Annotated in this window: 12 protein-coding genes; 7 read left to right on the top strand and 5 right to left on the bottom strand. The window is 47.7% G+C overall.

All coding sequences use genetic code 11. The features are described 5' to 3' along the window. The first annotated feature begins 5 nt into the window (after positions 1-5). From AAIG11_RS00850 to AAIG11_RS00865, 4 genes are read left to right on the top strand one after another with little or no spacing between them, the layout of a single operon-like run. Entirely contained in the window at positions 6-866 is an 861-nt protein-coding gene (locus AAIG11_RS00850) for a methyl-accepting chemotaxis protein (RefSeq protein ID WP_343184388.1), read from the top strand. Next, on the top strand, positions 866-2,128 hold the full coding sequence (locus AAIG11_RS00855) for a BaiN/RdsA family NAD(P)/FAD-dependent oxidoreductase (RefSeq protein ID WP_343184389.1): 1,263 nt from the start codon (positions 866-868) through the stop codon (positions 2,126-2,128). Before AAIG11_RS00850 ends, AAIG11_RS00855 begins: the two co-directional genes overlap by 1 nt. A gap of 20 nt (positions 2,129-2,148) precedes the next feature. Continuing rightward, a complete protein-coding gene (locus tag AAIG11_RS00860; RefSeq protein ID WP_343184594.1) occupies positions 2,149-2,448 on the top strand; it encodes a thioredoxin family protein in 300 nt (99 codons plus the stop codon). 60 nt (positions 2,449-2,508) lie between these two features. Continuing rightward, positions 2,509-3,333 (top strand): DegV family protein, encoded by an 825-nt coding sequence (locus AAIG11_RS00865; protein WP_343184390.1) that lies wholly within the window; start codon positions 2,509-2,511, stop codon positions 3,331-3,333. 52 nt (positions 3,334-3,385) lie between these two features. Here AAIG11_RS00865 and AAIG11_RS00870 read toward each other — a convergent pair whose 3' ends face one another. Further along, a complete protein-coding gene (locus AAIG11_RS00870) occupies positions 3,386-4,345 on the bottom strand; it encodes a DUF4349 domain-containing protein (protein ID WP_343184391.1) in 960 nt (319 codons plus the stop codon). 344 nt (positions 4,346-4,689) lie between these two features. Here AAIG11_RS00870 and AAIG11_RS00875 point away from each other — a divergent pair, with 344 nt between their 5' ends. The 3 genes from AAIG11_RS00875 to AAIG11_RS00885 all read left to right on the top strand — a co-directional run bounded on the left by AAIG11_RS00875 (position 4,690) and on the right by AAIG11_RS00885 (position 8,572). Then, positions 4,690-5,952 (top strand): hypothetical protein, encoded by a 1,263-nt coding sequence (locus AAIG11_RS00875; protein WP_343184392.1) that lies wholly within the window; start codon positions 4,690-4,692, stop codon positions 5,950-5,952. Positions 5,953-6,196: 244 nt separating this feature from the next. Further along, positions 6,197-7,930, top strand: coding sequence for an ABC transporter ATP-binding protein (locus AAIG11_RS00880; protein WP_343184393.1), 1,734 nt, complete (start codon positions 6,197-6,199; stop codon positions 7,928-7,930). A gap of 15 nt (positions 7,931-7,945) precedes the next feature. Next, entirely contained in the window at positions 7,946-8,572 is a 627-nt protein-coding gene (locus AAIG11_RS00885) for a DJ-1/PfpI family protein (RefSeq protein ID WP_343184394.1), read from the top strand. Between the two features lie 76 nt (positions 8,573-8,648). Here AAIG11_RS00885 and cuyB read toward each other — a convergent pair whose 3' ends face one another. From cuyB to AAIG11_RS00905, 4 genes are all read right to left on the bottom strand, one after another. Then, on the bottom strand, positions 8,649-9,365 hold the full coding sequence (gene cuyB / locus AAIG11_RS00890; RefSeq protein ID WP_343184395.1) for a cysteate racemase: 717 nt from the start codon (positions 9,363-9,365) through the stop codon (positions 8,649-8,651). Positions 9,366-9,401: 36 nt separating this feature from the next. Beyond that, the gene (locus AAIG11_RS00895) at positions 9,402-10,625 is read right to left on the bottom strand and encodes a dicarboxylate/amino acid:cation symporter (protein ID WP_343184396.1); all 1,224 of its coding nucleotides are present in this window, start codon (positions 10,623-10,625) and stop codon (positions 9,402-9,404) included. A gap of 203 nt (positions 10,626-10,828) precedes the next feature. Then, positions 10,829-11,755, bottom strand: coding sequence for a DNA-binding domain-containing protein (locus AAIG11_RS00900; protein WP_343184397.1), 927 nt, complete (start codon positions 11,753-11,755; stop codon positions 10,829-10,831). Beyond that, positions 11,752-13,032 (bottom strand): ATP-binding protein, encoded by a 1,281-nt coding sequence (locus AAIG11_RS00905; RefSeq protein ID WP_343184398.1) that lies wholly within the window; start codon positions 13,030-13,032, stop codon positions 11,752-11,754. The genes AAIG11_RS00900 and AAIG11_RS00905 overlap by 4 nt, the downstream gene beginning before the upstream one ends. Between the last annotated feature and the right edge of the window lie 17 nt (positions 13,033-13,049).

The following is a 13,049-nucleotide window of genomic DNA, read 5'->3' on the forward strand; positions in this document are numbered from 1 at the left end:
ACAGCATGCTTGACAGAACGGTGGCACATAAGATCGTAGAGAAGTGCCGGGGAATAGTCCCCTACCCCATGATATTATGCGGGGATGAAGGTGAAATAATCGCGGCAACCGTTTCCAGCCGTGTGGGTAACACTCACCCCCGGGCGCAGGTCATGATCCGGGAGAGGATTGATGAAAGACAGGTTGTCACCAAAGCTGATGAGATGGCCGCCAAGGAGAAAGGACTCGATGTCAGGGCCGGTGTTGCAGGTGTGGTGGAGCATGAGGGAGAAGTGGTGGCAGCCCTCGCCATTACAGGTGAACCCGATGATGTCATGCCCTTCTTCAATATTGTTGCGGCCATGGTGGATATGATGTATGAACAGTATCTGGTGAATCAACGCATTTTGAATACAGCAACTCAGGTCAACCAAAGCATGAGCGATCTCGCAGCAACTTCACAGGAGCTGCTGGCCGGCTCAGAAACGCTGGCAGAGATCAATAGCCATGCAGTTGAAACAGTCCACCAGGCAGAAGAAGTGCTGGAAACCATTGGCAATGATTTGAAATTTGTTGAGCAAATTGCCAAAAAAACCAATCTGTTGTCCTTGAACGCTGCCATAGAGGCGGCCCGGGCCGGCGAACTTGGCAGAGGGTTTGCCGTTGTCGCAGGGGAAGTGAAAGGACTGGCAGAACAGACTGGGTCTTATGCAAAGAACATCAATGAGCAGACACAGCATTTCTCAACTATTTTCAAGGGTATTTTTGACTTAATGAAAAATAATACTGTCACTTCTCAGGAACAGAAAGAGGCGCTGCGTATACTGACGGATAAAATGGAAACCATCCAGGCATCCATCAATGAACTGGCGGGCGATTCAGTGTGATGACAACAACTGAAACACACTGGGATGTCATTGTCATTGGAGCCGGTCCTGGCGGGCTGATGGCAGCGATCACTGCGGCGGTTCAGGGATGTCGGGTGCTGGTGCTGGAAAAAAATGATCAACCGGGAAGAAAGCTGCTGGCAACCGGCGGAGGCCAATGCAATTTGACCCATCAGATGCCCATGAAATCATTTTTACCTCACTACCATGAAAAAGCGGTTTATGCCGGCAAATGCATTCGGCAGTTTCCGCCCGAAAGCTTGATGCAGTGGTTTTCTCAAAGAGGAGTTCGTCTTGAAGTGCTGGAGAATGGCAAGGTGTTCCCTGCCAGCAGGAGAGCCACAGAAGTATTGGAAGCTCTGCTGACAGAAGTGAAGCGATTGAAGGTGGTGATGAACTGTCGCAGCCCTGTGAAAAAGCTGGAAACTTTTGAAGAGGGCTTTCAAGTAGCGTGTGAAAAACAGGTTTATAAGGTCCGAAATGTGATTCTGTCAACCGGCGGCTGCACCTATCCTTCACTGGGAACTACCGGTGACGGTTATCGCTTGGCGGCAGACCTGGGCCACAGTGTTATTGCCCCCAGGCTGGCGTTAACAGGACTGTCTGTCAGTCATTGGAAGCTGGAAGATTTGTCGGGAGTATCTCTCCAGGAGATCACCATATCTCATTGGCGTGAGGGACGAAAGGCTGGAACCTACACAGGTGATTTGCTGTTTACTCATCTTGGGGTCAGTGGTCCTGTAATCCTCAACTATTCCCGCTACTTCCAGCCGGGAGACCTGCTCACACTCAACCTGGCAGCACCTGAAAAAGAAGAGGCTTTCAGTGACAGAATACTTCGGGAGTTACAATCAATGGGAAAGAAAAAAGTCAAGACACTGCTGTATAAAGAACCGATGCCCCGACGTGTGATGGACATTGTGATGAAGATGGCCGGAATAGCTGATGAACAAGTGTGTGCATCTGTCACCAAAGATCAACGGAAGATGCTGGTAAAATGGATGACCCGGATGCCACTGGAAGTAGGGACCTTGGGAGATGTGGAAACGGCAATGGTGACAGCTGGCGGTGTCTCCACAGATGAAATTCGCAGCAGCACCATGGAATCCTTCGTAGTTCCCGGCCTGTTCTTCGTGGGAGAAGTTCAGGATGTGGATGGCATGACAGGAGGTTTTAACCTCCAGTTTGCTTTTTCTTCCGGCTATGTGGCAGGGTGCACTGCGGCATCAAGACAGAAAGAAGGCGGCAGCTCATGTCGTTAACAGAAATACATACTTTGGAAATGTGGGAGACTGTTCTACAGACAGAAAAAAGGGTATTGCTATATGTAGGGAATGCCGATTGCACTGTTTGTCAGTCAACGAAACCAAGGATACTCACTTTGATGAAGGCACATCCCCTGTGGGCAGGAGTTGAGGCTTCCGCCCAAAAAAACCCGGACATTGCAGGCCAGTATCTTGTTTTTGCAATACCGGCGGTGTTGTTATTCGTGGAAGGAAAAGAGATTTTTCGCACTGCACGTTTTCTAGATTTTCAGCAAATACAACAAGTTTTTCACCATCAAATGATGCAGGAAGAATAATGGATCATGACCGTAGAAGGTGCCGAGATAAATACATCGGCCAGAAAAGGAGGAAAACCTGTGCAAATTATTACAGACAGCTCCTGCGACTTGCCGCAGGAAATCATTGACCGCCTGAAAATATTGATTGTGCCATTGCAAATTGAAATTAATGGTGAAGAGTTCACGGATGGTGTTAATCTGACCCATCACCAGTTTTTCGAAAAGATGGCTGCTTCGCCAACCCTGCCCAAAACATCTCAGCCATCCCCCCAGTCTTTTATTGATGCATTTCGGGAAGGGTTTAAACGTCATTCTGAAATCCTTAGTATCCATCTATCTTCCCGTCTCAGCGGCACCATGGAAGGTGCACTCATGGCGCGAAATGATGTGGAAGGAGAAATCAGTATTTTTGACAGCTTGAGCGGATCGCTGGGTGTGGGCTTGCAAGTGATGAAGGCCTGTGAATTGGTGAAAGAAGGACTTGGCAAGCAGGCGATTCTGGAGAGATTGGCTGAGTACAGGGAGCAGATGCGGGTGGTGGTGTATTTGGAAACCCTCGAAAATGCCGTTAAAGGTGGCCGGGTGAGCAAACCTAAGGAAATTGTGGCCAACCTGCTAAACTTAAAACCGGTGGTTCATGTGGAAGAAGGGTACGTCAGAATTCTGAAAACCCTGCGGGGAAAGAAAAAAGGGATACGCATGCTGCTGGAAGAAATGGAGAAAAAGGGTGTCGACTATTCTAATCGGATCGTGGGGATCACCCATTGTGATTGCCTGGAAGATGCCCTTGCTTTAAAGGAAGAGATTATGCAACGCTTTAAGCCGGCCGAAATAATCCTCACCACTATGGGGCCGGTGATTGGTACCCATGCAGGTACTGGCGGACTTCTGGTCTGCTTCTAAGTAAAAAAGACACTGCCCAACAATGGGCAGTGTCTTTTTTAGAGATGATTAATCAGGAAGGATCTTTCTTGTGTTGAGAAATCTTTTTGCGAATCAAACGATAAACAAAACGTGCCAGGAAAAACAGCGGCAGCAGAACGATGGCGACAGGAATAAACATAATGAGCACCACCACAAGATTCTGAAGGGTTCTGATAACAGCAACGACAGATTCTTTGAAAGCCTCGCTTATTTCGGTGCCCCAATGGCGGCTATCCGGGTCGGGAGTCATTTCAGATACTTCCCTCAGATTCACCCGCATGGTGGCGAACTGTACCAGGTTATCCCATTTTTGCAGTGAGCCGGTAAAGCTTTCAATCTGGTAACGAAGGTGAGTTAATTCTGACTCGATGCGCAGAATATCCTCCATGTTTTCAGCGCGTTCCAGCAATCCAAGCATGCGTTCCTCTTGAATGAGCAGACTGGTGAGACGTGCTTCAGTGTCGAAGTACTGCTCGGTGATGTTTTCACCATGACTGCTGGCTGACAGCACATTGCCAAACTCCTTTAATCCTTCGGTAAAACCATCAAAACGCTGTTGCGGAATACGAAAAGTAAAAGAGGCATTACGCCTGGAGGTGTTCGTTGTCTGACCGATGCGGCGTCCTTCCACATAAGAAGATTCCGCATAGCCCCCCAGTCGGCTGACGTAGGCCTGTATCTCTGCCACTGCGTCATCAAAGTCAAGTGTTTCCATACTAACCTCGCCGGAATAAATGATCTTATGCTGGCTTTGGTTGACTGTACTGAGATCGACGCCGCCACCAGATGCTTCCGCAGGCGCTTCAGCAGCAGGCATGGCATCAGGAGAACGACTCTCGGTGACGGCACCGTCATCCCAGCCACTGTCGCTGGCGGCATATTCCGGTGAACGGGAACATCCTGCCATTCCAAACACAAGCATGATCAGCAACAGAATCAGCACCACATAGCGGTTGCGTTGCCAAAGTCCATTTTTTATCCTTGTCGACATAACGATCCCTCTTTTCTTCTGAGTTTATTCATGCAAACGATATGAATTGAAACAGCGCCGGTACAAAATAGGTAGACATGGGTCATTGAAATAATGCATTTGCCATACCAGCCTTTGATAACATAGACGGCACGAAGGCAAAAAAGTTCCATGCGCAGAATTGACAAAATATAACAAATAAATTGAATTCATCTGCGCGGTAGGGTACAATCAAACCAAAGGATTACAATAAAATAACAAGGCTTCAAAACGGTGTTGAAAATTGATGCTCAAGAGGTTAATTAAGGGGGTGTCGGAGGCTGTTGGTGGTTTCTAAACGAAGGTGAGAATATGGAGGAATGGTCATGTATCGTGATAAACTCAAAATTGATCCTTTAAGACTGGATGAGATCAATGATTTTCTCATGGATCGAAACAATCCCCTGATCAGTGAAATCACCCGTATTGTGGGAAAGTACGGAACTCCTGAAGAAATCAACCGACAGGCCCGGGAAGCCCGTCAGCTTTCCAATCTTTTGGAAAGACTGGAACGAATGAACTCGCCGTATTTGAAAGACTTGGAATGGCTCATGGGAGAACGGGACAGACAAGCTTTTATTGGAATCAGCGATTACAGGCAAAAAGTGATGGGAGACCAATTGCCGGTTTCTGGATTTGACGAAGCAAAGGCTGTCACGCTTGAAATCAGCGCTCTCCAATACTTCCCCTGGCTGATAACGGAGGCAAAACAGGCCATTGAGAAACAGGAGATCATGCCGGGGCGCTTCATCAGAGTACGAAAAATGAAAGAACAGGAGCAGGATCACGGAGACACGCTGGCCATTGCCGCAGCCATGCAGATCGTTGGTGCCAGCTATGTGGAAACCCTGGACACAAAGGGGACAGATGGTTCCAATGTACATTTGGGTGGTCCCGAAACCATCACCGGTTATTTCGGTGGCATCGGACAACCCAATGAACACCCGCTTCAGTGGATCGATGAACTGCTTTACTACTATACCCGTTATGGAATTGAACAAGTACTGAACATAAACCCGGGAACGGTGTTCATTGCCTATATGCTTCATAAAATGGGCATTGATATTTCCTTTAAGATATCTGTTTTTATGGGAAATGACAATCCCTATTCCGTGCTTTGGACGCTTCTCATGGCGAAACTGTTCTCAAGAGAGGATGGATCAACACCGCTGGTTGGTTTCAATCTGAGCAATTCTGTGGATAACCGGACAATCGAACTAAGCAGTTTTATTCGACAGCAACTGGACCTGGAAAACAATGTGCGCATTGAACATCACATTACTGAAACTTATCAGGCCATCGTGAGGCAGCCATACAATCGAAGAGAGGAACTGCTTGAGCTGGCCAGAACTGTTCCCAACATTGCGGCAAAACATGAGGGCGGAGACCCTGAAGTGGAAGAAACCAGAGAATCACCCTCCAGCATTCTCCATTATTTCAGAGATAAAGCTGAAATACTCGAATCAGGCGATATGAAGAACCTGGAGCAGAATTACCTTGATAAACACGAAGCAGTGAACCGGACAGCCAGAGCGCTCACTGAAAAGGGACTTGCCTTTATTGGTGCGAAGGCACTGCATCATCGATAAGCCTGCAGGCTGATACTGACAAAAAACCGCCGGGTTGCCGGCGGTTTTTGTCTGCAACGTATTTTCTCTGAAGTGCATCTGAACAGACTGTCAATGGTTGAGAAACAGCGCGTGTTTTTGTGGACAACGATGACGGCCAATTGCTCTGTTGATGAAACTGTGGTACAATCAATCCGGTCGACTATGTCTTCAACAGGGGCTGATTGCAGTCTGGTTGAGGATTTGAAAAGGAAGGTGACAAACGATGATGCGCAAATTCATCCGCTATTATCGGCCACATTTACCCTTGTTTACCCTTGATTTTGGCTGTGCCCTGATCACGGCTCTCATGGACCTGGTCTTTCCCTTTGTCGTGCGGTTGATGATTGACGAGGTGATTCCCAGCCGCAACTTAAACCTGATCTTTATGATTTCAGGGGGGTTGCTGGTCTTTTTCATTATTAGAAGTCTGTTGCAGTATATTGTTGACTACTGGGGACATGTGCTGGGCATTCGCATGGAGTACCATATGCGAAAAGATCTGTTTCAGCATTTACAGAAGCTTTCTTTCAACTATTTTGATAACACGCGTACAGGTCATGTCATGTCCCGGCTTGTGAATGATCTGAATGAAATTTCTGAACTGGCGCACCACGGGCCAGAGGACCTGTTCATTGCGCTGGTGACCCTGACAGGCTCTTTCCTCATCATGCTTTCAATCCACTGGCAGTTAACGCTCATCACCTTTATGCTGATTCCTGTGGTGATGACCTTCACCATTCTTAAAAACAAGCGCATGCAGGAAGCATTTAGGAACATGCGGCGCAAGCTGGCAGATATCAATGCCCAGGTGGAAGACAGCATATCCGGCGTGCGGGTGGTGAAGTCCTTTACCAATGAAGCCTATGAAGAAGAAAAGTTCAAGGAAGGCAATGATGGCTTCAGACTCTCCAAAGAAAAAGCGCTGAAAGTGATGGCGGAGTTTTTTGCGGGTGTCAACTTTTTCACCAACGCCATCAATCTCCTGGTGATCACCTTCGGCGGGCTTTTTATCTATCAGGGAACCATGACCATGGGCGAAATGGTGGGATTTTTGCTATATGTTTCCATGTTTCTGCAACCCATGCGTAAGCTGACAATTCTGGTGGAGAACTATCAGAAGGGGATGGCTGGTTTTCACCGGTTTGTGGAGACGCTGGAGCTGGAGCCTGATATAAAAGATGATCCAGATGCGATGGAAATGACTGAAGCGGCGGGTGAAATTGAATTTCACGATGTGACATTCAGCTACAATAACCGGGAACACGTGCTGAATCATATCAGCTTTCGTGTCAGCCCGGGTGAAACGGTGGCGTTGGTAGGGCCTTCCGGTGGTGGAAAAACCACTCTCTGCCACCTGATTCCCCGATTCTATGAAGTGGAAACAGGGGCCATCACCATTGATCAGCGAGATATTCGAAGCTATACGCAGGCTTCGCTGCGAAGGAATATTGGAATTGTGCAGCAGGATGTGTTCCTGTTTTCGGGAACGGTGCGTGAGAATATTGCCTATGCCAACCTGAATGCTTCTGAAGATGATATTATCATGGCGGCGCGTCTGGCCAATGCCCATGAGTTTATTACAGGCCTTGAAAAAGGGTATGATACTTATATCGGTGAACGGGGTGTCATGCTGTCAGGCGGGCAGAAACAACGGTTATCCATTGCCCGCATGTTTTTGAAAAATCCACCGATCCTTATTCTTGATGAGGCCACCTCTGCTCTGGATAATGAAACGGAAAAACTGATCCAGCAGTCACTGGCGGCATTATCCAAACAGCGAACCACACTGGTGATAGCTCACCGGCTTGCTACCATCAAGAATGCAGACCGGATCATGGTGCTGACAGATGAAGGCATCGTGGAAGAAGGGACTCATGAGACATTGATGAAACAGCAGGGAATATATGCCCGACTATACGAAGCCCAGTTCAGCCAAATACCGACAGTTGTGGCATAAACAGGGGAGGAAGTGATGGCAATGACCGCATCAAAAAAAAGCTTGCAGCCGGAGGTGCTGCGAGTTGGCGTTTATCTTTTTAATAAGGTGGAACTTCTTGATTTTGCCGGGCCCTGCGAAGTTTTTTCAGTTACCTCAGAGCTGAATCATTTTGGCCTTTTTCAGGTATTGACTGTCAGTCAGGATGGACGGCCCATTCAAACCATTCATGGACTTCGGATCATGGCTGATTACAGTTTCGACAATCATCCCCCCATTGACATTCTGGTGATTCCAGGCGGTGTGGGAACCCGTTCTGAAATGAAAAAAGAGAAAGTGCTTCAATGGATCTCCCGGGTGCATCATCAGGCTAAAATCACCATGACAGTTTGTACGGGAGCCGTACTACTGGGAAAACTGGGGCTTCTGGACGGTCTTGAAGCAACGACTCATCATGAAGTGCTTGATCTGCTACAACAAACAGCACCCCGGGCACTGGTCATGCCGGAAAAACGATGGACGGACAACGGCCGGATAATGACATCAGGCGGTATTGCAGCAGGAATCGATTTAAGTCTGCATCTGGTATCCAAGCTTTATGGCCGTGAGATCATGAAGAAAACCATGGCTTATATGGAATACGGGGACTGGCGCACATCATAAACTGAACCAACCATTTAAAAACACCTTCCATCTGACAACGGCTTTGACAGCCGGATTCGGAGGAAGGTGTTTTTGATTATACTGATGAAAGGGCCAGTTGAACGGCTTCCTGTGCCATCAGATCCAGTGGATCAATGACCGGCAGCGGCATGGGATGTCCTTTCAAGACAAGACCGATCTCAGTGCAGCCGGCGATGACAGCATCGGCACCCAATGTTTCAAAGCGGGCAATCAGCCGGTTAAGCCGGGTGATAACCGGCCCTGACACGTACCCGGCTTTAATGCCGGAGGGACCATAGATCAGATCCATCACTTCATGCTGCTGGACATTCTCATCCGGGCAAATCAACCGGTCTGCCCCCAGATAGTGCGGATAAATCTTCGACTGAAGACTGCCGGTGGTGGCGATTACCGCCACTTTTGAGTATGCAATTCCCTGATTTTCAAGGTAGCGTTGCATTAAATGAAATCCATTCACCACCGGGATCGTCAGAGAAAGCTGTACCTGTTCAATGAAATAATGGGCAGTCATGCAGGGAATCAGGATCAAATCAGCCCCGGCTCGTTCCAGATTTTTACCTGTTGCAATCATTGCATCAACTGGGCTTGGGCCTTCCCCCAGAATGGCTTTGGTTCGATCGGGAATTTTGGGATTTGAATCGACAATGACATGTAGATGCTGGGAGTCTTTTTCTGCCGGCGTGGCTCTGGTGATGCGTCCGAAAAGATCCCAGGTAGCCTCTGGTCCCATTCCTCCGAGAATTCCAATGATTTTTTCCTTGTTTGACTGCATGTCGTCACCTCATGGTTTAATGTGGATAATGGTTAACTACGCTTCAGAGACAAGGTTCAGTTCATTTTCAGTGGCGGCAACTACGACAGCAGCCGAACCGTCGCCAATGACATTGACAGATGTGCGGGCCATGTCCAGAATCCGATCAATGCCGGCAACCAGAGCAACCCCATCCAATGGCAGACCGATGGCAGTCAGTACCAGAGAGAGCATAATCATTCCGGCACCGGGAACACCGGCGGTACCAATGGAAGCTAAAGTGGCCGTGACGACAATGGTGCCCATCTGTGCCATGGAAAGCTCGATGCCATATACCTGTGCAATGAACAGCACACTGACACCCTGGTAAAGAGCTGTTCCGTCCATGTTTATGGTGGCACCCAGAGGAAGAACAAAACTGGCGACCTTCTGGGAAACACCCAGGTTTTCCCGGACAGATTTGATGGTTACCGGCAATGTGCCGGCGCTGCTGGTGGTGCTAAAAGCAGTGATGGCTGCGGGCATAATCCCTTTGAAGAAATAAAGAGGATTCATGTTGGCAAATAGTTTCACAGCGCCACTGTAAACGATTACAGCATGTAAAATACATCCGATATAGACAGCAGCTATTACCTTTGCCAATGGCATCAGCACAGAAAGCCCATGGTTGACCACCACCGGAGTGATCAGGCCAAAAACACCAATGGGGGCATACGCCATGACATAGGAAGTGACTTTGTACATGATTTCAGCGAGCCCGTCAAAAAAGTCGATGAATACCTGTCCTTTTTCTTTGGGAATGGCGTTAAAAGCCACGCCGAGGAAAAGAGCGAAGACAATGATCTGAAGCATATTCCCCTGAGCCATGGCATTAATGGGATTACGGGGAATGATGTTGAGAAGTGTGTCTGTAAGGGCAGGAGCTTCGTTAACTGCCACTTCGGCATCCACCGGGATCGAAAGGCCTGCGCCAGGTTGAAGAATGGCTCCCAGTGAAAGACCAATGGTAATGGCCACAGCAGTGGTGATGAGATAATAACCGAGGGTTTTGCCTCCCATGCGGCCAAGGGTTTTCACATCACCCACACTGGCGGCACCCACAATCAGTGAAGAGAAAACCAGGGGAACGATGATCATCATGATCAGGTTCAGGAAAAGACGTCCCAATGGAGCAATAAAGGTATTCACAAAATCGGGGGATCCCTGAAGCACAATCCCGGCCACCAGACCTGCTACCAAACCCATCATGATTTTTGTGGTAAGACTCATTTTGCCTTTCAATCGAATTCCTCCTTTTCATATTTCCATGAATAATGGCTGTTGACAACTTCATGATAACCTTTGCCTGACAGAAACGGACAGAAAGGGACGTAATCCGACAAAAGAGTTGCGAATTAGATGAATATTCAGAGGCGCGCATCTTAAAAACAAGTCATCCCGCTTCAACATGAAACGAATGGCAGCAACAAGAGGTGACAATAATACTAATACTGTTCTGTCAGTAATATCTGAATCCCTTCTACAAATTTCTTCACACTGATTTTGCCACCATAGGGGCTTTTTCCTTTTTCGTGATCCATTTCCCGGCGCACTTCACCAAATTCATACAATATGGTTGAGTAACGAATAAAAACATCGTCGTCATAATTATCAATCCCCAGATTTGCCAGGTTCTTCAGGGCACTTTTTATTGCCCGGCGTACCCGTTGTTCAATGGCTCCCGGGTTTGTACAGATTCCCTGCCGCTCTGAATAAAACTGTTGCAGCATGTGGTAGGCATCGGCAAGGCGATAGGAATGATGGCCTGAAGCGGCAGTGGGATCGTCGGACTGATTCATCCAGTATACAATTTCAATCAAATCCTGGCATCCGGCTTCCCCCAAGATCCCAAGATTTGCCAAAATACGGCGAATGTGTCCCCGCTCATCAGTCGGGGACGATTTCTCCAGTCCATCCTGCAGAGGAAAAGCAGCGGTCTTCGGTCTGGCCTGGCGCACATGCTGAATGGCAGATTCAAAAGAATGAAGCATTTTGGTCAGACGATGTTTTTCCATGACATTCTGAATCACTGCGATGACTTCCACCACATTCAGAGGTTTGCTGATAAAAAACTCAATTCCCTGTTGATAAGCACCAGAGATCATCTCTTTTGAATCGACTTGCGAAATCATAATGAAAGACCCGGTGAAATCCTGTTTTTTCAGCGCAGTCACCACCCCAATGCCGTCAACCTGAGGCATCAGCAAATCGATCAGCACAATATCAGGCTGGTGATGAATGATTTCGTCAATGGCTGTTTTTCCATTATCAGCCAGACCGATGACAGTGCCGAGGTGATGATTTTCAATAATGCTTTTGAGAATAGTGCGAATGCCCCGGTCGTCGTCAGCAATGTAGAAATGGGTTGTCATGGGATGAGCACCTCCTGAAGACGGTCAAAGGGGATCATCACGCTGAAAGTTGTTCTTCCCAGTTCGGGATTGCTTTCGGCATGAATGCTACCTCCAAAGTGATTCTCAACAATTTCCTGGGCGTGGCATAGACCGATGCCTGTGGACATACGGCCGGTAATGGCATCGTACTTGGTGGAATAACCAGGGATAAAAAGAAGTTCAAGGTCTTCAGGATGGATTCCCTGACCATTATCAGTGACACTGAATCTGTAAATGGTGCCCTCCAGACGACCCTCAACCACAATGCGGCCATACTGCTGAATGGCCTCCACGGCATTGATGATCAGGTTGTTAAGCACTGAAATCAGGGGATAGTATTCGGCAGTGATAAATGGTGATCGACAGTGAAACTCAAAGTGGATATGTAACTGCCGGTTGGTGTTCAATTTTTGATAATTTTCCCGTATGAGATCAAATATTTCCCGGCTGTTCAGGCTGGAACGATCTTCCTCTGCTGAAAGTACCTTTTCCAGACCGCTTGCCACTCGATAATAGTCCTTTTTAATTTCGTGAATATTTTTGGCGATGGACAGCACCTGTTCTTTTTGGGGACCGGACTCCAGATGCTGGTATAGATCATAACTGTCTTTCATTGTATTTTCAATATCTGCGATTGATTTTTGAAGGAAGAAGAGTTCGGACTTCAAACTGGATATAAACATGATCATTTCCCGATAGCGATTTTCCTGATAGCTCCGGTCATACCGTTCGATATAATAGAGCGTGGTATTGTAGAGAAAATAGGTGAGCACAGATCGTGCCAGCCCCATTAATATAATCTGGAGCAACACATCGGAAACAATGTTAGCGGGCGAAATCAGCTGGCGCAGTGAGAATTCCAGTATGTTGGAAAAACTGTCACAGAGCCAGAGAGATAGAATGAAGGAGAAGGGGTGACTGAGTTTTTCCCGAATGGAAAGCAGTAAAAACAGGAATCCATAGGAGATGTAAAACGAGATTACAGGAAGATAAGAGCGAAAAATGTCACCAAAATCCGCATCAAGTACTGAAAAATAGTCTACCACACTTCGGAAAAGGGGGATGGTAACGGCAACAGTGCCACATACCAGCATTACCGGCAGTTTTCGAAAATGGATCAGTGTGACCGTCAGCACGGCCACTGCCATGGAAAGGCGGAAAGTACCGCCGGTGGGACTCAGATAAATTTGGCCTGAAAAGGTGGTCAGAACGGTGACCAAAATGAGGTTTTCGATATGTTTCCTGTTGAAGACCAATGTGACACCTCCAAAAT

It is taken from the genome of Anoxynatronum sibiricum, assembly GCF_039414295.1.
In the GTDB taxonomy this organism is placed as follows: Bacteria; Bacillota; Clostridia; order Peptostreptococcales; family Tindalliaceae; genus Anoxynatronum; species Anoxynatronum sibiricum.